General features: G+C 44.2%; 21 protein-coding genes and 5 pseudogenes. 10 read left to right on the forward strand and 16 right to left on the reverse strand.

What is annotated here, in order from left to right; genetic code table 11:
• Nucleotides 1-131 precede the first annotated feature (131 nt).
• A pseudogene (locus B5G00_RS19945) lies at nt 132-407 on the forward strand (transposase); the annotation flags it as partial.
• A 155-nt stretch (nt 408-562) separates the two neighbouring features.
• On the opposite strand, the gene B5G00_RS08295 reads toward B5G00_RS19945, so the two are convergent.
• Complete coding sequence (locus B5G00_RS08295; RefSeq protein ID WP_087271296.1) at nt 563-913, reverse strand: hypothetical protein; 351 nt, start codon at nt 911-913, stop codon at nt 563-565.
• A 603-nt stretch (nt 914-1,516) separates the two neighbouring features.
• Between B5G00_RS08295 and B5G00_RS08300 the strand changes: the two genes are divergently transcribed.
• Entirely contained in the window at nt 1,517-1,759 is a 243-nt protein-coding gene (locus B5G00_RS08300; protein WP_087271299.1) for a type II toxin-antitoxin system Phd/YefM family antitoxin, read from the forward strand.
• Complete coding sequence (locus tag B5G00_RS08305) at nt 1,756-2,133, forward strand: type II toxin-antitoxin system death-on-curing family toxin (protein WP_087271302.1); 378 nt, start codon at nt 1,756-1,758, stop codon at nt 2,131-2,133. The genes B5G00_RS08300 and B5G00_RS08305 overlap by 4 nt, the downstream gene beginning before the upstream one ends.
• A 261-nt stretch (nt 2,134-2,394) precedes the next feature.
• Here B5G00_RS08305 and B5G00_RS19950 read toward each other — a convergent pair.
• Both B5G00_RS19950 and B5G00_RS08310 read right to left on the reverse strand, forming a co-directional pair.
• Nucleotides 2,395-2,538 (reverse strand): annotated as a pseudogene (locus tag B5G00_RS19950) (ABC transporter ATP-binding protein); the annotation flags it as partial.
• Between the two features lie 2 nt (nt 2,539-2,540).
• Nucleotides 2,541-2,900: a hypothetical protein gene (locus tag B5G00_RS08310; RefSeq protein WP_087271304.1), complete on the reverse strand. Its 360-nt coding sequence runs from the start codon at nt 2,898-2,900 to the stop codon at nt 2,541-2,543.
• Between the two features lie 282 nt (nt 2,901-3,182).
• Between B5G00_RS08310 and B5G00_RS08315 the strand changes: the two genes are divergently transcribed.
• Nucleotides 3,183-3,398, forward strand: a complete 216-nt coding sequence (locus tag B5G00_RS08315) for a type II toxin-antitoxin system Phd/YefM family antitoxin (protein WP_087271307.1) — start codon at nt 3,183-3,185, stop codon at nt 3,396-3,398.
• Nucleotides 3,395-3,829 carry a PIN domain-containing protein gene (locus B5G00_RS08320; RefSeq protein ID WP_087271310.1) on the forward strand — a complete coding sequence of 145 codons (435 nt, stop codon included), beginning with the start codon at nt 3,395-3,397 and terminating at the stop codon, nt 3,827-3,829. Before B5G00_RS08315 ends, B5G00_RS08320 begins: the two co-directional genes overlap by 4 nt.
• An 83-nt stretch (nt 3,830-3,912) precedes the next feature.
• Here the strand turns inward: B5G00_RS08320 and B5G00_RS08325 are convergent, their stop codons facing one another.
• The 4 genes from B5G00_RS08325 to B5G00_RS19955 all read right to left on the reverse strand — a co-directional run bounded on the left by B5G00_RS08325 (nt 3,913) and on the right by B5G00_RS19955 (nt 9,574).
• Nucleotides 3,913-5,649, reverse strand: a complete 1,737-nt coding sequence (locus tag B5G00_RS08325; protein WP_087271313.1) for an ABC transporter ATP-binding protein — start codon at nt 5,647-5,649, stop codon at nt 3,913-3,915.
• A gap of 3 nt (nt 5,650-5,652) precedes the next feature.
• A complete protein-coding gene (locus B5G00_RS08330; protein WP_087271317.1) occupies nt 5,653-7,467 on the reverse strand; it encodes an ABC transporter ATP-binding protein in 1,815 nt (604 codons plus the stop codon).
• Between the two features lie 128 nt (nt 7,468-7,595).
• On the reverse strand, nt 7,596-8,597 hold the full coding sequence (locus B5G00_RS08335; RefSeq protein WP_242971323.1) for a helix-turn-helix domain-containing protein: 1,002 nt from the start codon (nt 8,595-8,597) through the stop codon (nt 7,596-7,598).
• Nucleotides 8,594-9,574 carry an AraC family transcriptional regulator gene (locus B5G00_RS19955; RefSeq protein ID WP_087271320.1) on the reverse strand — a complete coding sequence of 327 codons (981 nt, stop codon included), beginning with the start codon at nt 9,572-9,574 and terminating at the stop codon, nt 8,594-8,596. Before B5G00_RS19955 ends, B5G00_RS08335 begins: the two co-directional genes overlap by 4 nt.
• Nucleotides 9,575-9,755: 181 nt before the next feature.
• Between B5G00_RS19955 and B5G00_RS08350 the strand changes: the two genes are divergently transcribed.
• Complete coding sequence (locus B5G00_RS08350) at nt 9,756-10,967, forward strand: iron-containing alcohol dehydrogenase (RefSeq protein WP_087271325.1); 1,212 nt, start codon at nt 9,756-9,758, stop codon at nt 10,965-10,967.
• A complete protein-coding gene (locus tag B5G00_RS08355; protein ID WP_087271328.1) occupies nt 10,964-12,343 on the forward strand; it encodes an aldehyde dehydrogenase in 1,380 nt (459 codons plus the stop codon). The genes B5G00_RS08350 and B5G00_RS08355 overlap by 4 nt, the downstream gene beginning before the upstream one ends.
• 99 nt (nt 12,344-12,442) lie before the next feature.
• Here the strand turns inward: B5G00_RS08355 and B5G00_RS08360 are convergent, their stop codons facing one another.
• Together B5G00_RS08360 and B5G00_RS08365 are read right to left on the reverse strand one after the other, a co-directional pair.
• The gene (locus B5G00_RS08360; protein WP_087271330.1) at nt 12,443-13,291 is read right to left on the reverse strand and encodes a NifB/NifX family molybdenum-iron cluster-binding protein; all 849 of its coding nucleotides are present in this window, start codon (nt 13,289-13,291) and stop codon (nt 12,443-12,445) included.
• A gap of 145 nt (nt 13,292-13,436) precedes the next feature.
• The gene (locus B5G00_RS08365) at nt 13,437-13,865 is read right to left on the reverse strand and encodes a DUF1810 domain-containing protein (protein WP_087271333.1); all 429 of its coding nucleotides are present in this window, start codon (nt 13,863-13,865) and stop codon (nt 13,437-13,439) included.
• A 166-nt stretch (nt 13,866-14,031) separates the two neighbouring features.
• Here B5G00_RS08365 and B5G00_RS08370 point away from each other — a divergent pair, with 166 nt between their 5' ends.
• The gene (locus B5G00_RS08370; RefSeq protein ID WP_087271336.1) at nt 14,032-15,174 is read left to right on the forward strand and encodes an AI-2E family transporter; all 1,143 of its coding nucleotides are present in this window, start codon (nt 14,032-14,034) and stop codon (nt 15,172-15,174) included.
• Between the two features lie 145 nt (nt 15,175-15,319).
• On the opposite strand, the gene B5G00_RS08375 is transcribed toward B5G00_RS08370, so the two are convergent.
• The 6 genes and pseudogenes from B5G00_RS08375 to B5G00_RS08400 all read right to left on the reverse strand — a co-directional run.
• Nucleotides 15,320-16,372, reverse strand: a complete 1,053-nt coding sequence (locus tag B5G00_RS08375) for a helix-turn-helix domain-containing protein (protein ID WP_087271340.1) — start codon at nt 16,370-16,372, stop codon at nt 15,320-15,322.
• 162 nt (nt 16,373-16,534) lie between these two features.
• On the reverse strand, nt 16,535-17,275 hold the full coding sequence (locus tag B5G00_RS08380) for a metallophosphoesterase (protein WP_087271343.1): 741 nt from the start codon (nt 17,273-17,275) through the stop codon (nt 16,535-16,537).
• A 175-nt stretch (nt 17,276-17,450) separates the two neighbouring features.
• Nucleotides 17,451-17,837: pseudogene (locus B5G00_RS08385) on the reverse strand (class II fructose-bisphosphate aldolase); the annotation flags it as partial.
• A gap of 631 nt (nt 17,838-18,468) precedes the next feature.
• Nucleotides 18,469-19,377, reverse strand: a complete 909-nt coding sequence (locus B5G00_RS08395; protein WP_442856323.1) for an MATE family efflux transporter — start codon at nt 19,375-19,377, stop codon at nt 18,469-18,471.
• A pseudogene (locus B5G00_RS19610) lies at nt 19,360-19,844 on the reverse strand (MATE family efflux transporter); the annotation flags it as partial. The gene B5G00_RS08395 and the pseudogene B5G00_RS19610, both read right to left, overlap by 18 nt.
• Nucleotides 19,816-20,160 (reverse strand): annotated as a pseudogene (locus B5G00_RS08400) (DapH/DapD/GlmU-related protein); the annotation flags it as partial. The pseudogenes B5G00_RS08400 and B5G00_RS19610, both read right to left, overlap by 29 nt.
• Before the next feature lie 105 nt (nt 20,161-20,265).
• On the opposite strand from B5G00_RS08400, the gene B5G00_RS08405 reads away from it, so the two are divergent.
• Together B5G00_RS08405 and B5G00_RS08410 are read left to right on the forward strand one after the other, a co-directional pair.
• Entirely contained in the window at nt 20,266-20,493 is a 228-nt protein-coding gene (locus B5G00_RS08405) for an AraC family ligand binding domain-containing protein (protein WP_087271352.1), read from the forward strand.
• Between the two features lie 11 nt (nt 20,494-20,504).
• A complete protein-coding gene (locus B5G00_RS08410) occupies nt 20,505-21,026 on the forward strand; it encodes a helix-turn-helix transcriptional regulator (protein WP_087271355.1) in 522 nt (173 codons plus the stop codon).
• On the opposite strand, the gene B5G00_RS08415 is transcribed toward B5G00_RS08410, so the two are convergent.
• Complete coding sequence (locus B5G00_RS08415; protein ID WP_087271357.1) at nt 21,020-22,003, reverse strand: P1 family peptidase; 984 nt, start codon at nt 22,001-22,003, stop codon at nt 21,020-21,022. The two genes, B5G00_RS08410 and B5G00_RS08415, sit on opposite strands and share 7 nt — an antisense overlap.
• Between the last annotated feature and the right edge of the window lie 82 nt (nt 22,004-22,085).

A 22,085-nucleotide genomic window follows, 5' to 3' on the forward strand; every position in this document is an offset into this window, starting at 1 on the left:
AAACAAAAAAAGTCAATTCTTATTCTGAAACAGAATTATCCCTGAACTTCTGTCACCAGCAATGCTCCTTTTTTCTCCTCAAAAACAGAAAGCGGACCCCGAAGAGCCCGTAATCCATGGTATAATTAATTATGTCCAGTAATTCAAAATACCATAAAAAATATACCGAATTCGATGATCCTTATCAACTGATTTTGCCATTAAATTTAGAAGTTCTGGTTCCTGATGATGATTCTGTCCGACTGCTAAGCTGAGAGCTGGAGGAGTTGGATTACAGTTTACTATATCAGGCTTACTCTGCCAAAGGCAGAAATCCGGCAGTGGATCCCAAAACCATGTTCGAGATCCTAACCTATGCATATTCTCAAAACATTTATTCATCCAGAGAGATTGAAACCGCTTTTAAAATGGTAAAACGGTTGGAAAAGGCTGGGGAGAATTATCAAAAGAGACTATAGATTGCCGTGGACAGCGAATATGTCGTAGCGACAGGTATTTTTCAGGATCAGAAAAACGTAACAAAGATCAATGTGCTTTTCATTTATCTCTTTAATCTTATCAATCAAGGCGTATGAATATCTATTGGACATCTCTCCGTGTCTCTAAATACTTCTTCCCATAGAGAGCTTACTTTCTCTCGTATATTAGGCTTTTCAGCTTCATCATGTGTGATCAATCCCAGTTTTTCGCTTGCTTGTATAACATGTGTGTCCGGTGCAACCGTAATAAACTGCCTGTCTTCCAACTTTGCATCTGTATATTGGATCATCACATATAGCCAATAATTCAAAATCTTAGTACCAGATAAATATGGGAATCCCTTTTTGTTTTTTATAATATACTCTTTGATCTTTTTTACGGAATTATCATTATCCCAAAACAGCTTTCTGATGTCACCCTGAAATTTATCCATGAATGTGTTACACAACCGTCCCCTTATCTCTATATGTTTATTAGGTTGAAGCGCTACCTTAACAGTTTAGTGCGCAGCTCCTCTTGTTTCATTTATAAAACATATTCTGGTGAAAATATATCTCGGGTTTCAGCGTCAAGATATGCCACTTTTGCCGCTTCTCACAGCTTATACGAATTTCTTTGGTAATTTAATGCCATTGGTAAAGTAAAATATAGATAGTTTTCCTTCGTACCTTTCCCTAACCCTGGGTTTGCATCCTCTGGCATAATTTCTCCGCCAAGGCTCCCGTCATGATAAAGTTGCAAGAGATCTTCTACGTTTTTCAGAATGTTTTTTTCTTTTCGAGACTCAGTGTTATTTCTTCCATTTTTTAGTATTCCTTTTTTAATATCGCAGTTATAATACTCAAGTCATCAATCGACTTATTAGCTTTTATCTCACGCCATCATTTATTTGGAAGATTGCCCCCATGTCCGTTTCCCTGCTGCTTCACTGTAGAGATTTTGACCGTCCTGCCTGTAAACTTCTTATAATAATAGGTTGAATTTCTCCTATTCTTGGATATAATAAAAGTAAAGACAGCAAAAAGGAGGTTTCGTTATGAATATCAACACTAAAAACCTGGTTTCTATCACCGAGGCCAATCAAAACTTCTCTAAGGTAGCACGCCTCGTAGATGAGAACGGTTCTGTCATCATATTGAAGAACAATGTTCCCCGATATCTGGTCATGGAATTCAGCGCTGCTGAACAAGAAGAATTTGCTGATGATGAAGATATCATGGCTATTTCCAAACGTCTCATCGAAAAGAACCGACAGGCTTACGAGGTACTTGCCAAATGATCCGATTATCCAAGCCGCAGATACTTCTGCTGCACGAACAACTCATTGCAGAGACCGGAGGTTCATCCGGCCTGCGTGATGAAGGGATGCTGGACTCTGCGCTGAATGCTCCTTTCCAGACCTTTGGCGGGGAAGATGTCTATCCATCTCTCCTGCAGAAGACAGCCCATCTTTGCTTTGGTCTGGTCAAAAACCACCCTTTTGTAGATGGGAACAAACGTACCGGCGCACACGTCATGCTGGTGTTTCTTGCTTTAAATGGGATTGAATTGCAGCATACACAAACAGAATTGTCCGATGTTATCCTGCAATTAGCGGCAGGCACCATTCAGTCTTCTGATTTACTGAGCTGGATACTCGCACATCAGATATAAAAAGCCCTTCTCCTGGGGATGGCTTTTTCCATGCCACCGGCCACCACGTTTTGCATGAATTCTGACATGACATTCTCTGCACAGAGAAATCAGAAAAGGCATATGAAAAAGAGCTCTCGCAGGATTACTCCCACAAAGGCTGCATATTCTTTATTACAGCAGACCAGTTCCCATTTGCCAATGAAACTAAAAAATCCGAGAACCTGTTTTCTTAATCGCTTACCAAATCCCGTACAAAGATACATAAGCATTTCACCTCGCCACTACTAAAATCTGATCCGCATGTTCAATCGTTGCCAGACGATGAGCGGTGACGATCACTGTTTTCCCAATAGGCAGCTCACTGATAGCTTACTGTATCAGATACTCATTTTCAGGGGCAATTCTTTCTGCTGCCTCGTCGAGACTCAAAGCATCGCTGTAACGATCCCCACTGCAAGGCAGGCAGGTATTCCCAATAACATGCCAATGATCTGCCATATCAGATAGGAATCTCTAAACCCTCTCTGAAATGTATGATCACCATTAAAAAATTTCAGAACAAAAGCAAATATGAACACAAAAATGATCATAGCTGCCGCTTTCCGTATAATATCCCCTCTGGTAAACCGCTGTTTTCTTTTTTCAATCAAACCTAATTCCATACACCTGTCCCGGATAGCAGGGGGATAATCTCCCACCGAGGTCAGTGGATCTTTCAGCGTAAGGGCCACTATTATAATAGTAAACAGGATTATCCCTATCAGGCTTTCAATGAAAATGACCATCTTTTTTCTCCCCAATATCTTTTATATTGCTTCTCCCATCTAATATAGCAAAATATAAATGGATATTTCTATAATTTCATTATAGTTAGTTTTAACTAACATATCAATAAATCCCTTTTACTTAATCTCTTTTAAAGTGCACTGTTACACAAGATTATCTTCCCTGATTTTTCACTTTCTCCAAAATGTCACCAAAAACCGAACAACTTTATTGATAAATTCGTTCAATTTAAGTATAATAATATTGAACTATACATCTTACAAACATAGGAGGTGCGATCCATGTCAATTACTGCAACAGAATTAAAGTTAAATCTCGGCAAGTATTTAAAACTGGCAGAACATGAAGATATTTTCATTACACGAAACGGTAAGGTTGTGGCAAAACTTTCTAACCCCAATGCTGACCGCACGGAAATGGCAAAATCACTCCTTGGTGTCATTCCTTCCGATATTACTGTAGAAGAAGCACGGAAAGAAAGGATCTCCAATATATGAAAGTCTTAATCGATACCTGTGTCATAGTAGATGTCCTCCAAAAACGAGACCCTTTCTATCAGGCAGCCATGGAAATCCTGCTTGCTATATCCAATCGGAAATGCACTGGTGTTCTGACGGCAAAATCCATCACCGACATTTATTACATCCTGCGGCGAGGTATCCATAATGAGGGAGAGGTACGTAGACTGGTCCGTATTCTCTTTACACTTTTTGAAGTAGAAGATACCTTTTCTACGGATTGTGAAGTTGCTTTGGACTCTCTCATAAAGGATTACGAAGACGCCATCATGGTACAGACTGCTTCCCGTATCGGTGAAGACTGCATTGTGACCAGAAATTTAAAGGATTACAAGTTGTCATCCCTTCCAGTCTTTTCCCCGGAGCAGTTTCTCACGAAACTTGCAGAAGAGGAAAATATAGAAGAATAGAAATATTTAAGAAGCCCAGGCTCAAAAAAATGCGGAACCTGGGCTTAAAATTTATCAAAATCCTTCTACGCCTCTGCCTCCGTCTAAACACCCCACCTCAGACTTTCCTGCTGGATATGATACAATCTCTGGTACAGGCCCTTCTTTTTCATCAGCTCTTTATGGGTTCCTCTTTCCACCAATTTCCCCTCCTCCAATACAAAGATCTGATCAGCGTCCGCCACTGTGCGCAGCCGGTGTGCGATCATAATCACCGTTTTCCCTTCAACCAGCTTTGCAATCGCTTTCTGAACGAGAACTTCATTTTCCGGATCCAGGGAGGCTGTGGCCTCATCAAGGAGAATGACAGGTGCGTTCTTTAGTAGTGCCCTTGCAATGGAAATGCGCTGGCGCTCTCCCCCGGATAAGGTGCTTCCGTTTTCACCAAGAACAGTCTGGTAGCCATCGGGCATTTCACGGATAAATTCATCACAATAAGCAGCCTTTGCCGCAGCGATCACCTGTTCATCTGAAGCATTTGGATTTCCAATCCGGATATTGTTTATAACTGTATCGTTAAACAGCGAAACATCCTGGAAAACGAAAGACATATAAGACATTAAGCTTTCAGGCTCTATTGTTTTGATATCTTTCCCTCCTACTGTAATCTTTCCTTTTTGGACATCCCAAAAATGGGCGATCAGCTTTATTACAGTACTTTTTCCGCTGCCGGAAGGACCAACGAATGCGATAATGCTGCCCTGGGGTATTTTGCAGGAGATATCTTTGATCACATCCTCCTGATTGTAGGCAAAGGTAACATGGGAGAGTTCAATATCACAATTATCTACAATCTTTTCCTCTCCTGCCATAGCCGGAGTTGTCAGAAGGGTACGCATACGGTTTGTAACAACATTCAGATTCAGCAAAGAAGACAGATTTGCAAGGATAGAAAGAATGGGACCGTAAATGCGGGTTACCATCAACAAAAACATCAGCAATGGAATCAATTCAATCTGACCTCTTGTAAGTAAAATTGCGCCCACGAAAATTGTAATTCCAATGCCTGCCTGCAATACCATACTTGCACCGGACATAAAGACACCAACAGCCATTTCCACTTTTACCGCTATTTTTTTCATAGCAAGAAGTGCATGATCCAAGGTCTTGAAGCGAGAGCCCCTTAAGCCACAGGATTTGATGATTTTCATACCTTCCAGATATTCCTGGACCTGATCAGAAGCCTTTAACTTTGCATCAACTTGTTTTTCAAATAACCGTATCTGGCGTTTACGGCTTAACCAGATGATCAAAAATGCAATGGGTACAGTACAGAATACACACAGAGCTAATCTCCAGTCGAAGAACGCAAGAAGAATACAGGTAATCGTCACCGTAATTCCATTTGCAATCAATGGGGGAATCGTACTGCTGAGCAAGGATTCCATACTGCTGCAGTCGGCCATCATGCTTGTGGTAAGTTCCGATAAATCCTTTGTGTTAAAAAAACTCATAGGGAGCTTTCGCAAATGATCAGCGATACGAAGCCTTGTGGCGTTGGACTCCTGATAAGAAGCGATATAGGTCTTCCGGTAATCATTTTTGGCCGCCAGAAATACCAGTATTGCAGAAAGGATCCCTGCTCCCCATAACAGCCAGATATGATTCCACTGTACAGACCCTCCATTTGCTACAGGAGTTAATATTTCGCTAAAAATCATTACAGTAACACAAAAAGGAAGAAGCATAGCCAGATTCGTCAAAGTGCAGGCGAAAACGGCCTTTTTTAAATCCTTATATCCTTTCTCTGATAAAAAGAGGACCTTCTGTAATTTTCTCATTTATCACACCGCCTTTCCGCTGATCTTCCAATTGATGGCTTCTGTATAATGCTTCCACATCCGGGCATAACAGCCGCCTGCTGCAACCAGCTCCTCATGTTTTCCCGTCTCTGCCAAACGCCCCTTTTCCATAACAAGGATCTTATCTGCATTGCGGATTGTAGAAAGTCTGTGTGCAATGATAATGACCGTCTTTCTCTCCATGAGTTTTTCAAAAGCCTTCTGTATCAGATACTCATTTTCCGGGTCGCTGAATGCAGTTGCCTCGTCCAGGATAATAATGGGAGAATCTTTGATAATGGCCCTGGCAATAGCAATCCTCTGGCGCTCGCCGCCAGACAGATGTACGCCTTTCGTTCCCACAACTGTATGATAGCCCTCTGGCATTTTTGAGATAAAATCATGGCACTGGGCTGCCTTAGCCGCTGCGATCACCTGCTCTTTTGTAGCATTTTCATTTCCCATGCGGATATTGTCCAAAATACTCTGCTTAAACAGAAAGACATCCTGAAACACAAAGCTGACCTGATGCATAAGTTCCTCCTGGGCCATATTTCGTATATCCACACCTCCAATGGTAATCTTCCCCTCCGATACATCCCAGAACCGGGAGATCAGATTGGCGATGGTGCTTTTTCCCCCTCCGGAGGGCCCCACGATCCCGGTAATCTGCCCTTGCTTTGCGGTAAAAGTTACATCTTCCAGGGCTTTTTCTTCGCTGTTCCCTGTATAAGTAAAACTTACATGATTAAAAGCCACATCCTCTCCCTTTGGTTTTTGTGGATGTGAAGTTTCCGGCATTTCCGGAATATTCAGGATTTCATCCATGCGGGCCACATTCCCATCAATCTGCATAAAGGACTCTGAGATATACATGATTTTATTCAGGACCCCGGCAATGGCCGGAACAAACAGCAGGTAGAAAATAAATTTCATGGCAAATTCTGTGAAATCGGAAGTATTAGAGCCCATGAGAATACCTACAGGCACAAGGAGCAAATAGATATTGTTGATAATAGTTGTGAATGCAGGCATACAATTCTGCCATCCAAGAGAAAATTTTAATACCCATTCTGTATAGCCGCTGATGGCCTCCTGCAGCTTTTTAAAGGAGGAAGCCGTCTGATTAAACACCTTTACAACAGACATTCCTCTCACATATTCAACCGAAGCATTATTCATTTCCTCAGAAGCCTTTTGATATTTGGCCATATTCTCTTTCATAGCTCCGCTGCCAAACCCTATAAATTCAACAGCAAAGGCCAGAAGGATTCCCACAAGTGAAGCCAAACCAAAACGCCAGTCTACGGCCAAAAGCAGGATCACCATAACAATCGGGGCAGTTACAGAGGCAACAAAATCAGGAAACTGGTGGGCGATAAATCCTTCCACGCTTTCTATGTTTTCATCCATGATCTTACGCAGACGCCCGCTGCCGATGGTGAGATGATAACCTAAAGGAATTTTTGTGATATGATCGACAAATAAGACTTTCAGATCATAAAGAGTGCCAAAGGCTGCCATATGGGAGCTGAAAATAGCCAGAAAATAAAGCAGGATATTTGCAAGAATTCCAGCAAGGGCCATCCACCCATAGCTCATAACCCTTCCCATATCCAGTCGTCCTAAATCCGGGAATACCCCGATAATGGAACGGATCATAAAATAAACTCCAATGTACGGGATAAATGAAGCTATAGCTGCAAGAGAAGAAAGTACAGCCGCCAGGATGATCACTCCTTTCCGGTCCGAAGCCAGCTCCATGCAGCGGGCCAGACCCGTCTTGGGCTTTGCCCCTTTTGAATTTTTCTTTGACATAACACGAAACCTCCTAACTAAAATAATGGCGTAGTTAACATTTTCTAACCACGCCATTATTTTACTGTTTCCAGTCAGTTCCTTCTACTCTGTTCCTTTATTTACAGGCTAAAAATAGCCCATTTCTTCTATTTTTTCTTACGATAATCCTTTGGGAGAACCCCATAGACCGATTGAAACGCTTTTGAAAATTTGCTGGCGTTACTGTATCCCAATTCCAGAGCAATATCTCCGATCTTTTTATTTTCATTCAAAAGGATATCCGCCGCAAGGTTCATTTTATATTTTTTCAGATAAGCATAAGGCGTATCACCATAAATATGAGAAAAAACCTTATGAAATACTGTAAGGCTCAGATGTGCTTCTTTCGCCAGATGTTCCAATGAAATTTTCTCATCCAAATGCTGTACCAGGTAATCCCGTATTGCTTTTGCGGCCTGTATCTGCCCCTTATCAAAATATTGGAAATCACAGCCATTCACCTGGGTGAGCTGATCCATATGATAAAGGAGCTCAATAGCTTTGATCCTGAAATATCCCACATGCTCACGGCCCTTTGCCTCATATATTTCAGAAAACAGGTGCTGAAGTTTCTTCGGGGTCTGTCCGGTATACCACTTCTTTTCAATCCCCAGTGTTTCTCCGATCTTATCAAGATCAATAGGAATTTCCCCCATCATTTTCCTGGTAGACATAGACAGGGTCTGCTTATCGATCACCAGGCTTACGGCAAAACACTTTTTTAACGGAAAGGAAAAAGACACCGGCAGGTATTGTGTGCCTGCAACGCCAAAATATCCCTCTGGTAAATAGGAGACTGTATGATTGGCAAACTCACATTCATATCGTCCTTTCTGGCAATGGGTGATCTGGATAATATCCGGATTGAATTTCTGTGAGGGCATAGTCTCGGCTGTATCGAAATCTAAAAAACAAAGCTGTATTCCGTCAAAGAGAAAATAATTTGTAATGATCCCACGGCCCTGACAGCCGTAGTCCACCACAATGTAATCTTCCCTTTGTTCCATGATCTTTGCTTGTGTGCCATACCATTCCTGTTTGAAATGAGGACTCATCGTACGCTGGTACTGATCTAAATCAGCATAAGCTACTTTTGCTTTTTCACTCATTTCTCTTTCACCGAATCTATCCATTTTTCAATTGCTTCCGCCAAAACAAACTGCTGCCTCAAAACAGCCATGCCGGTTGCCGGAATTTCCGGTAGATTTTCCTTTTCCCGTATATTCTGTTCCAGATAACTTTTCAGCTCTTTTACATTCTCTTCTATACTATCTATACACTGCTTTCGCTTTTCTGATGAAAGACTGTCCAGATTGACAATGACTGCATTAAAGTCCAGGAAAATTTTTATATACTCAACAGGGGTCATATGCAGATGATTCCGGAAAGCCCTGTAGCACTCTCTTTCACTTAAAAAAGCAACTTCTGCAAGCTCCGGAATAGAGATCTTTTCAGAATAATGTTCATGGATATGTACCATCATTCTCTTGATCTTATCGTCTGTTCCATTGGCAGATCCTGTTTTATCCTGAAGTATGGGAGCGCATAACTGGAACAGGCGCAGCCATATCTGGGACAGTGCCTCTCTTATCTTTATTTCATAGCCAAACTCCTCTTCTGACAGGAAAAAGGCTTTGCGGATCAGATCGATAACCCCGGCCTGTTCTGGCACCTTGGGATTTAACGGGAGAATCTCAATCTGGGAAGAAGTAGTAATGGGCATAATATATTTCTGTTCAATCCTGCTTCCATGATCGCCCGCAAGTAATTTCGGTTCAAAAATATGGAGAAATTGTATATTTTTCTCCATATGAGTCTGGATTTCCGTCATATGCAGTACATTTGAATTCACCATACCGGCCCAGCCGGCGGAAAAAACCATGGTTTCATTGGGCGTATGGTATTTTAACTGGCCGCTTTCCATGTAGAACAGCTCTATGGCGTTATGCCAGTGCCAGGGTACAAAAGGCTCCCGGTAATCATCCAGTTCTGCCTGTGAAGCCACATATGGAAAATCTGTAGTCTCATATGGCAGTTTTTCTTCCTTACTGCCTGTCTGAAATTCTAAATTGCGGGTAATTCTCATTTAGATACCTCCATGGGCTAATTGTAACATATCTGCGCCTGGAAGGTGAATGATAAGGCATTTTTTTCTCTCACTATCCGGAAGGGGTTTCCAATTGACAAACCTCACCCCAACTGCTAATATTTTTCTGATAAAATAATAAAGAAGCGCAATACTTCCGCGCCAGAAAGGATCTGTTCCCATGAATCATCTTAAAAAAATATACTGCAGGACCTTTCAGACAGGACTGAAAATAGCACTGCCGTTCCTGCCCTATCGAAAGCCTAAAATCGTCAACAGTGTGAAAGCCCTGCCGGAAGTCATTCAAAAGAAAAAATGCAGCAAGGTTCTGATCATCACCGATGCAGGTATACGAAAGCTGGGGCTGACTGCTCGTCTTGAAAAAGCCCTTGATAACGCTGGTATTCCCTACTGCATCTATGGCAAAACTGTAGCCAATCCCACCACCGACAATGTAGCTGAGGCCGTGGCCCTTTATCAGGATGAAGGCTGCGACTGCATCATCGGCTTCGGCGGCGGCTCCAGTATGGACTGTGCCAAAGCAACAGGAGCCCGTATTGCTAAGCCAAAACAGTCTCTGGCAAAAATGAAGGGAATATTAAAAGTACATAAAAAACTGCCCCTTTTAATGGCGGTTCCCACTACTGCAGGTACGGGAAGCGAAACAACGCTGGCTGCGTTCATCACCGATGCCCAGACCCGGCATAAATATCCCATTAATGATTTTTCTCTGATTCCCAGGTATGCGGTCCTGGATCCCAAGGTTACCTTAAGCCTTCCGCCTTTTATCACTGCCACCACAGGCATGGACGCGCTGACCCATGCAGTAGAGGCTTACATCGGAAATTCCACTACCTATGGAACCCGCAAAGACGCCCTTCTGGCAGTACAGCTGATTTTTGAAAATATCTATACTGCTTATGAAGACGGAAACAACGTGGAAGCCCGCCGCAATATGCTCCACGCCTCCTTTTACGCTGGCTGTGCATTTACTAAGTCCTATGTAGGATATGTCCATGCCATCGCCCACTCTCTTGGCGGAGAATATAACGTTCCTCATGGCCTTGCCAATGCCGTGATCCTGCCTATGATCCTGGAAGCCTACGGAGAGAAGGTTCACAAAAAACTGGCCCGCCTGGCTGTGGCTGCCGGCGTTGCTGATAAAGACACCCCTTGTGAGGAGGCGGCCCTGCAGTTTATCCAGGCCATTAAAGACATGAAAAAGCACTTTGGCATAGGCGACTATATTCCGGAAATCCAGGAAACCGATATTCCCAAGCTGGCCCACTATGCGGACAAAGAAGCGAATCCTCTCTATCCTGTTCCCGTACTGATGAACGGGGCAGAGCTGGAGCCCTTTTACTATATGCTGATGGAGGAGAAAACATCATGACTGAAAAGGAAATTAATGATATCGTTGTCAAACAGAGAAAATATTTTCAGACTGGAGCTACCCTTTCTGTCAATACACGGATTTCTGGTCTGCACCGGCTCTACACAGCTATTTTTCAAAATGAAGAAAGAATTCACGATGCACTGCGAAAAGATCTTGGAAAGAGCGGATTCGAGAGCTATATGTGTGAGACCGGTCTGGTCTTAGAAGAGATCAGCTATATGCTGAAACATATCCGCAGGTTTTCCAGGGAAAAAAGAGTTCATACACCCCTCTCCCAGTTTCACTCCCGCAGTTATAAGAAGCCCTCGCCTTACGGCGTAACGCTGATCATGAGCCCATGGAATTATCCTTTTATGCTGACCCTTTCCCCTTTGGTGGACGCACTGGCGGCAGGAAATACTGCAGTGGTAAAACCCAGCGCCTATTCTCCTCACACCAGCAATGTGATCCAGCATATCCTGTCCAAATGCTTCGATCCTCAGTATGTAGCTGTGGTAACCGGCGGACGGGCAGAAAATACCTTCCTTCTCCGGGAACATTTTGACTATATCTTCTTCACCGGCAGTCAGTCTGTGGGAAAAGAGGTCATGCGAAACGCTGCGGAGCACCTGACTCCCGTTACTCTGGAGCTGGGAGGTAAAAGTCCCTGTATCGTAGATCAGACTGCAGATATCAAACTTGCCGCAAAGCGTATTGTTTTTGGAAAATATCTGAACTGCGGACAGACCTGCGTGGCTCCTGACTATGTGTACTGTCACCATTCTGTAAAAGACAGGCTGATCAAAGAAGTACAGGACCAGATTCAAAAGCAGTATGGAAAAGAGCCCCTTCAGAATCCCGATTATGGAAAGATCGTCAATGAAAAACATTTTGACCGTATTCTTGGGCTGATCGATGAGAAGAAAATTGTACAGGGCGGAAAGGCTGACCGGAAAACACTCCAGATTGAACCTACGGTCCTTGACAATGTATCCTTTTCTGACAGGGTCATGCAAGAAGAAATCTTCGGTCCTCTTATGCCTGTCCTGACCTATGACAGCCTGGAGGAGGTTATCCGCACTGTTAATTCCATGCCCCATCCCCTGGCCCTTTACTTCTTTACCTCTGATAAATCAGCAGCAAAAAAAGTTACTTCCCGCTGCGGCTTCGGCGGAGGATGCATCAACGATACTATCATTCACCTGGCCACCACAGAAATGGGCTTCGGCGGATTTGGCGAAAGCGGTATGGGCGCTTATCATGGAAAGACCGGTTTTGACACCTTCACCCATTATAAAAGTATTGTAGATAAAAAGACCTGGCTGGACCTGCCTATGCGTTACCAGCCTTACCAGAAACTCCATGAAAAAATGGTGCGTTTTTTCCTTAAATAACAGAATATCCCCTGTGGAAACAGTGTTTTCAAAGTGATGTGCCTGTTTCCCCAGGGGATATTTTTCTTCGCCTTTTCGTAAATTTCAAAGGCTGTTTCCTTATTTTACCTCCACCAGTTCAATGCGGAAGTTCAATTCTTTTCCTGCCATTTCATGATTAGCATCGAAAGTGATGGTTGTTTCATCCTTTTCCGTTACTGTAACAGGGAAAGGCTGTCCATACTGATTCGACAGGTATACCCTCTGTCCTGCCTGAAGGTCTTCAGAACCTGGAAGCTGTGCGATCTCCAGAGTAAAGACAGCATTGGGATCCGGCATGCCGTAAGCTTCTTCCGGCATCAGATGAACATCTACTACCTGTCCTACTTCCATATCTGCAACAGCTGCATCAAATCCCCGGATCATCTGGCCTGCACCACAGATGAATTCCAGAGGTTCTCCCCTGTCATAAGAAGAATCAAACTGGGTTCCATCGTTGAAGGTTCCTCTGTAATGTGTACGGCAGGTTTTGCCTACATTGCGTCCGGTCAGTGCGGGACCGCTTCCGCAGGAACCGCCGCAGTTTCCTCCGCAGGAATGTCCCTCTTCATGGTGGCCGCAGCTGTGGCCTTCCTCATGATGGTGGTCACAGTTTGCTCCGGTAGATACCAGTTCTCCTTTCAGATAAGCCTCTACTGCCTGATCTACATCGCCCTGAGCTCCTGCACACAGTTCTACTCCGGCCTCTTCAAGAGCTGCCTGAGCACCTCCGCCGATGCCTCCGCAGATCAGTACATCTACATCCTGTTCAGCTAAAAGCCCTGCAAGGGCTCCATGTCCTGTGCCGTTGGAACCGATCACTTCGCTGGAGATTACCTTGTTATCCTCAACCTCATACACTTTAAAAAACTCAGTTTTTCCAAAATGCTGAAATATGTTTCCATTGTCATAGGTTACTGCTATCTTCATGTTTCGTCCTCATCTTTCCTCTTTATTCCAATATACAGCCGGGTGTTTTCGACTGTCTTTCTGTAGGCTTTCAGCCTCTTCTAACATTATCTCCATTCATGGATTAATGTCAATACTCTATGAAAAATTCATCCGAATCTTCTGCTCAAAATACCGGGGTGATGCCTAATAATTCCAAAGTCCTCTGGTCTCTTCTCCCGCCGTAGTATTTCTCAATCACCTTGGTAAATACCCCGCCTTTTCCTTCCGCCTCTTCGAATAATGTCATAGAAGAAAGCAGCTTTAGATCGTCCGGACTTCCAAACACCTTGTGCGGGTCGTCTGTATCCAGTTCCAGCAAAGCCTGGCAGATACTTTTTATATTTCCTCCCAGATAAGGATCTTTCAGAAAATCTTTTGCTTCTTCCAGGCTCTGTATGCCATAATAGGCTGACATACTGCTGAAACCCAGACCCCGGATCTGGGGAAAGATATACCACATCCAGTGGCTTCTTTTACGTCCGCTGCGGATTTCTTCCAGGGCCAGATTAAAATCCTCTTTCTGTGCTTTTGTAAAGCGCTGTAAATCACTCATTTTCCTGTTCTCCTTTTCCAATACAACAGTCCTGCTCTAATTTTATCTTACTGTCTCAAATTTGTCATTATTTTTCCATTTACTGCCTTGCTATTTTCTCCGGTTCCCCCTAGAATGTAAGTAGCCTGAATTTTTATAAGATTACGGCACCCACAAGGAGGTACTCATGAAAAATAAGAAGTTTATATGGTTTACTGTTGGGCTTATCCTATTGATCCTCTGTGTAAAATACAGCGATGGGATACTGGAATTTATAGGACTTTTATCCAGTCTGATCACTCCCCTTCTGCTGGGCTGTGTGATCGCTTATATCCTGAACATTCTGGTCACCCAGATAGAAAGGATTCCCTGTTTTCGCAAAGAGGGCACCATATTCTATAAAATACGCCGTCCTGTCAGCATTCTGGGCTCTTTGACAATTGTCCTTGCCATTGCAGTCCTCGTTATCCTTATCGTTATCCCTCAGCTTGTACAGGCTATAGGGGTCATTGTCCAGGAAATCCCGGCTGTTGTTTCTGAAATCACAGCCTGGCTGTCTTCTTCTGACAGAGACTGGCCTCAGCTCCAGAAATTTCTGGAATCTCTGAATGTAAACTGGCCTCAGATTTTACAGAAAGCCGCCTCATACCTGACAAATGGACTGAGCAGTGTTTTTTCCTCTACGGTGTATATACTGGGCACCATTAGTTCCATGGTAGTTACCGCAGTGGTAGCCCTGATCTTTTCCATTTACATACTTTCCGGAAAAGAAAAACTTTTTCACCAGTTTCAGACTCTTGCCAGAACTTATCTGAAAGAAAAGATTTACACAAAAGTAGGCCTTGTACTGGAAACAGCCCATGCAACCTTTACAAAATTTATTGTAGGCCAGTGTACGGAAGCTGTCATTCTGGGTTCTCTGTGTACCATTGGAATGCTGCTCTTCCGTTTTCCTTACGCCACCATGGTAGGAACTCTCATCGGGGCAACTGCCCTGCTGCCTGTAGTCGGGGCTTATCTGGGAGCCGCCGTAGGCGCATTTATGATCTTTACCGTGAACCCGCTGCAGGCCATAGGCTTTCTGATCTTCATCGCCATTCTCCAGCAGCTTGAGGGTAATCTCATCTACCCCAGAGTGGTGGGCTCTTCTGTGGGGCTTCCCGGCATCTGGGTCCTGGCCGCTGTTACCGTAGGCGGAGGCCTGGGAGGCATCATAGGGATGCTCCTTGCTGTGCCTGTCACAGCCACTCTTTATAAACTTCTGCAAAAAGATGTGCAAAAAAGAAAGGCTGCTCTGCAGCCTGAGACGGGAGCGGGGCTGTCGCATTAGTCATATGTCAGGAATATTTATACATTTTATGCGAATTTGTCGAGCATAGCTTTGAGACCATAGGCTCAAAGCGGCACAGACTGAGCAATAAAATGTATAAATATTCTCGATTTTGATTAATGCGACAGCTCCCTTTATTTTATACTTATGAAGAAGTATATTTTTCTTTTAATTTTCTAAAGTCTTCTCTGTTTCGAAGAAAAGCATAACTATCTTCTTTTTCTATGGAATCCAGAAGAGCTTTTGTAATCTGGTTTCCAAAATCCGACTCCCCTTCCTTTTTCTCCTGGTGGGCAAGCAGAATAGAATCTCTCATGGAAAGAGGATTCTCTAAGGCCTCCAGCATCTCTTCCAAAATCTCTACACATCGTTTTCCATCTTTTTCTTCCATAGCCACGCTGAAAGAAACTGTCAGGCCGCTGTAATTCCATTTAAAAATCTCCATTACCTTCCGACTATAGTCAGCCAGCTCCCAGGCTCTCTTGTTCTCTCCTTCCCGCACAGCCACAACTGCAAGCTGGTCAAGGAGCAGAAAAGCTTCCTGGAGCAAGCCGTTCAGCTTCCGTTCCAGAAGCTGTGCCGCTTCCTGGTTTTTCTTCTCCTTCATACATAGAGAAATCTGAAGCTGTCTTTTGTCCATAGACTGGTATTCAGGAAGCATGTCGATCAGCTCCTGGGCTTTCTCATAGTCTTCATCCTGAATATATATGGAGGCCAAGGCATATCTGGACCAGTCTGCAGCGTTCTTATCCCCACACTGTATTGCCCTCTCTAAAAGCGAAACCGCCAAATCCCAGGCTTCTTCCGCCTTTTCCTCCGGATATGAAAATAATATCCGGATTCCTCTCAGCAGCGTTGCCATCTGATACAGAAGGGCCCCACATAAAGGGTATTCCTTCACTCGCTTATTGACCAGTTCCATGGTCTTTTCTATATCGCCCTGCCTGGCTATTTCTGCCACTTCATTGGCATAGGCTGCGATTTCTTCCCTGGACAGATTTTGGTGAAATCCCAGAAGAGTATTGGGATCGGTTCCAAGAAGTCTTGCAAGGGCCGGGAGAATGGCCAGATCTGGACAGGTGGTCCCACTTTCCCATTTATTCACTGCCGGAGCAGACACCCCCAGAAAATCTGCCACCTGCTCCTGGGTAAAGCCGCAGGCTCTCCTTTTTTCACGGATCACATCTTTCATCTGCATATTTTCTTCCTCCTGTTTTTATACTTGGAAGGCCTTCCTGCTTTTATTGTAACAGAGGGAAGACAAGCTGTATATTGAGGGCTTTTTAATCTTCAGGCAAATTTATTAACTTCCAGTTAAATTCTGAGTGCCTGTCCGTATCTGCTGTTTTTTCTGTTCTATTCAGGGCAGCACCTGAGCTGGTCGGAAATTCAGATAATCCCCGGAAACCAGCATATATTCTATGCCATGAAAATTTCCCCGTATGCTGTCTCCGAACCTGGATTCTCCGTGACAGTGGGAATACACTACTGCGGAAACTTTGTATTCCTCTGCGATTTCTGTAAAGGGAGAGTTTTTTTCCAGGATATTGGTAGGCGGATAGTGAAGGAACATAATAAACTTCTGATATCCCTCTTTCTTAGCCAGGCGGAAGGACTCCCGAAGCCTTTCCATTTCCCTTGCCACCAGTTTTTTTGCCTGTTCCTCCCGCTCTTCATCCCAGCCAATGATCTGCCCACGGCGGTTCAGATAAAAAGGTCCCTCAAAAGTAAATCCCTTGGTTCCCACCAGAGCATAATCCTGATAGACGGCAAAATTATTCTGGAGAAAAAACAGCTTGTCCTTGTATTCTTCATTAAGCCGTTCTGTTTTCTTTGCATCCCAGAACATATCGTGATTTCCCCGGAGAAGAATTTTCCGCCCCGGAAACCTTTGGATAAATTCCAGATCCTCCCTGCATTCCGGCAGCTTTCTCCCCCAGGAATGGTCTCCGGTCAGCACCAGGGTATCTTCAGGCTTTACTGTCTTGTTTACATATTTTTCAATCTTCTTCTCATGATTCTTCCACACCTTTCCGAAAGAATCCATGGGTTTGTTGGCCTGAAAGCTTAAATGCAGGTCTCCCAGGGCATACAGCGCCATACAAGATCATCTCCTTTACACAATTTTTCCCTGTTTCTGCTAAAATTTTACACCCAGACAAAATTTCTTTCCATAAAAAAATGGACAAATCCCCGGCCATGCAAAGGAGGTTGTCCACTTTTTCATGTATATTCTTTATATTTGACACATTAAATGTTCCTGTCTGTAATCAGCCTCAGCAGTTAAAAACTTTGATATGATGTTTTACATTTTCATATGTTCCCCTTACCATTGCTTCATTCAGAGAGAAAAAGTTATGTTTTTCCTCAGTTTTCAGGTATTCCTCTGCCCGCTGGGTCAACTTATTAAAGCTGGCTGTGGCAATATTTACCTTGACAATGCCAAGTGAAATGGCTTTTTGAAAGTCTTCATCCGTAATTCCACTTCCACCGTGAAGTACAAGGGGAATTTCTGTCTTATTATGGATTTCCTCTAAAACATCAAAAGCCAGTTTTGGAGCCACCGGGTAATTGCCATGGGCGTTTCCAATGGCAACGGCCAACGCATCAATTCCAGTACGTTCACAGAATATTTTCGCATCTTCAGGGTTTGTGCATCGGATGCAATCCATAACCGGCATCTGTTTATTTTCCAACTGCTGGAGAAAATCGGTCTTCCTCTTTACGATCAGGAAATCGGTGAGCTGTTGGAATCCCTGCCAACAGTCCTGAAGGTGCCAGCAGTTTATTCACACTGGTCATTGTGCTCCCCTACCTGAGCTCCGGCTTTGTTCCCCTTGAAGCTATGCCTGCTCCCCTGGCAGTTTTTGCCAGCTACCAGCCCATGACTCCCATTATAGAGGCCATGCACAGTGCTTTTCTGGGAACTTCTTTGGACATAAATAATCTTATTCTTTCTCTCGTCTGGTGCGTAGGGCTCACAGTCCTATTTTGCTCCATGTCACTGATTTTTTTCAGGAAAAAGCTCCAAAAATAACTCTTTCCCGAAAAATACTCCCAAAGATTTTCGGACAATAATTGAGGAGGAGTTGCCCCATTAATTATATCTTGCGGCAACTCCTCCCTTATCAAAATCCAGCAGGACAACTGTCTTATTTCGCCCTCAGCCTTCTCTCTTCCTCAAGGTCTTTTTCATCAATTTCCCGGTCCTTGTAGTAATAGTTACAGTTCATATTCAAATAGCAGCCCTCTCCCAAAGTAATGTGGGTTCCATAGCAAAAGTAAAAGGGCGGCTCAATCCAAGCCTTCCTCTCTGACCGTCAGGTCCTTCAGCCATTTATACTTCCTGTAATGCCGATAAACAGCAGGAAGTTTTACGATTTCATCTGAATTTACAATAAAATACACTGCCAGCACCGGCCACTTAAAGACAAAGGCAGCCAGCAGTCCTACAGGAACGGTAAAACACCAGAGAGTCACTGCGTCGCATAAGAAGCCGAATCTGGAGTCTCCTCCTGCACAGAAAATTCCGGCGATGGTAGTTCCATTCACATATTTTCCTACCATGTATACTGCACACATTGCCAGCATCCACCGCAGATACTCTTCTGCCTGAGGAGACAGATCCGTAATTTCCAGTACCAGAGGGCTGAGAAGCAGCAGAAATATTCCTGAGAGGATTCCGCTGACCACAGCAATGTGACATAATTTTCTTCCATAGGCTTTCGCCGTTTCCAGCCGGCCTGCTCCCAGCTCATTTCCTACCATAATGCTGCTGCCGTTTCCGATTCCTCCAGCCAGACTGGCAATAAGGTTCTTCGCGATATTAGCAATAGAATTGGCTGCCACTGCGTCGGTTCCCAAGTGTCCCATAATTACGGAATACATAGTAAAGTCTCCTCCCCAGACCAGCTCATTTCCCTGAACCGGAAGCGTATAATGCCAGAAATCCTTTCTGAGCCCCTGGTCCGGCCTTCGGATATAGGCGAAACGGATTTTAATCCTTCCTTTCTTCGTCAGCTCTGCTAAAACCCAGAGAAGCTCTACCCCTCTGGCAATGGCTGTAGCCGCAGCTGCTCCCCCTGCTTCCATTCTGGGTGCTCCGAAAAGTCCATAGATCAGCACTGCATTGAGAATAATATTCAGCAGAGCTGCTGCAGAACTGATGAGCATGCTCATTGAAGCCAGACCGCTGTTTTTCATGATACACAGATAAACCTGTGAAATTCCGCATAAAAGATAGGTAAGGCCTACAATCTGCAGGTACTGGACTCCGCAGTGGATCAGCTGGGGATCTGTAGTAAAAATCCTCATAAGAAGCCCTGGAAAAAAGTTGCCGCAAAAAAGAAGACAAAGGAAACGGACATGGAACTTCTCAGAACAATCCCCAAAATCCGTTCTACTGCATCCTTGTCCCCTTTGCCCCAGTACTGGGCTGCAAACATGCTGGTGCCAATGGTCATTGCCATCAGGAACAGGTTGTATACAAAAGTAATCTGGCTTGCCAGAGATACGGCAGATAGCAGATCCTGTCCAATGGCTCCAACCATTAAAGCGTCCGATGCGCTGACCACAGCCAGCATAAACTGCTGAAAAGTAATAGGAAGTATCAGAAATGTAAGTTTTCTTCTGAATTCTCTCCTATCCATTGATCTTTTCCCATATTTCATCGTCAAACCGTTGTTTTTTATAGTAGTAAGGGCGGTCTTCCTCTGTAATCTCCCGGATTACTTTACAGGGATTTCCAGCAGCACAGACATTATCTGGAATATCCTTTGTCACTACGCTTCCTGCGCCGATTACTGCATTATTTCCAATCTTTACTCCCGGCAGTATCACACAGCTTCCGCCAATCCACACATTATCTCCAATGGTAACGGGAATTCCATATTCGTATCCGGAGTTTCTGCTGTCCGGGTGAATAGGATGACCGGCAGTATAAATAGCTACATTAGGTCCGAAAAGCACATTTTTACCAATGGTCAGCAGCCTTGACCCTCTCCCCTATCTGGATTATAATTATAGGGTCCGATTTGCAATTTTTCTATCGTATATCTACGAAAAACCATAACAATCCTGCGAGGTGAGCTCATGCCTATCCTAATGGAACTTAATGAAAACAATTCAGAGAAGGTATGCTATGACGTTCCCCATTATCCTGTTTATATCCGCAGAGGGCTTCTCTCTCATTATCTCAATTACAGTGCTCCCAATCACTGGCATGATGACATTGAGCTGATCGCGGTCTTATCTGGTGAAATGGAATACAGTGTAAACGGAGAAATCCTTGCACTAAAAAAGGACAGGGACTTCTGGTAAATGCCGGTCAGATGCATTTCGGGTTTTCCAGGAAAAAAACAGAATGTGATTTTATCTGTATCCTTTTGCATCCGATGCTGTTATCTCCCCTTCCATCCTTTGAGCAGGATTTTATTCTGCCTGTAATCCGTAATCAGAACTTCCCTTATCTGTTTCTTCATGAGGAAACCTCCTGGGAAAGAGCCATTTATGAAAATCAAGATTTGAACATTGTCAAAAAAATGGCTGAATTTATAAATAACAATTATATGGAAAAGCTTTCCCTTGCAGATATCGCCGCAGCAGGAGCTGTGGGCCAGAGCAAATGCTGCAAGCTCTTTGCCAGGTTCTTTTTCCAGACTCCTACTATGTATCTGACCCAGCATCGGCTGACTAAGAGCATGGAGCTGCTTCTGAACACTGATCTGCCGGTTATTGAAATTGCTCTTTCCGTAGGATTCGGCAGCGCCAGCTACTACACAGAAACCTTTCGGAAATGGATAGGAAAGACCCCTTCAGAATTCCGGAAAGAGGGAAAATTTCATTCTCAATAATTCTTCTTTTCTCCAGTCCTTAACCCTGGAAACCCATAAGCACTCTCCGCGTTTTCCACTGCCCGGATAACAGCCTCGCTCATAACTTCCGCTGCCAAAGTTCCCACCAGGTCCTGGTCTGCAGATATCTGGCCCAGTGAAACAGCATAAATGCTGTCTCCGTCTGCTGAGGTGTGGACCGGCCTTATAGAACGGGCATATCCATCATGGGCCATGCCGGCGATCTTGCAAAGGGAGGCCTTATGAAACTTTCCGTTGGTAAGGATTACTCCAATAGTAGTATTTCCTGTGAACTTGTTTTCCACTACCTTGGTGCTTGCATACATCAGGTCTTCTGTGCTTCGGAAAGCTTTTTTATCCTCTGTCAGCAGACCGGCAATCTTCTGCCCTGTTTTCCAGTCATAGATATCGCCCAGAGCATTTACTGCTACAACGGCTCCCACCTGCAATTCTCCGATCTGGAGGGCGTAGCTGCCTATACCAGATTTCATGCAGAAATCCATACCTGCAAATTTTCCTACTGTGGCTCCGCAGCCAGTGCCGTAGTTCCCATCTCTGTAGTTTCCTCCTCTTTCCGAATTGACGCAGGCTTCATATCCCATAGTCTTATCCGGCCATACATGAGAGTCCCCCACAGTGAGATCAAAAAGATCAGACTGGCATACCAGCGGCACTTTCAGAGAAGGCCCCACTTCAAATCCGATCTTCCGTTCTCTCAGATATTCCATAACGCCATCTGCCGCATTCAGTCCAAAGGCGCTGCCTCCTGCCAGCACAATGCCATGGATTACCTGAGCTGCTGCCAGGGGATCCATCAGCTCTGATTCCCGGGAGGCAGGGCCTCCGCCCCGTACATCCAGACCTGCTGCCATTCCTTCCTCAGAGAGGAAAACCGTACACCCGGTTCCTGCCTCTGTATTTTCTGCCTGCCCGATTCTTATACCTTTTATTTCTTTAATGCTGATCTCACGTTTCATATTTTTTCCTTTCTGCTTCTCTTATCCAGAAGAAATTATCACTATTCTATGGATAAGTATAGCATTTTCCCCGGCCCTTCTC

The organism is Blautia sp. An46 (assembly GCF_002161645.1).
GTDB classification, from domain to species: domain Bacteria; phylum Bacillota; class Clostridia; order Lachnospirales; family Lachnospiraceae; genus Blautia; species Blautia ornithocaccae.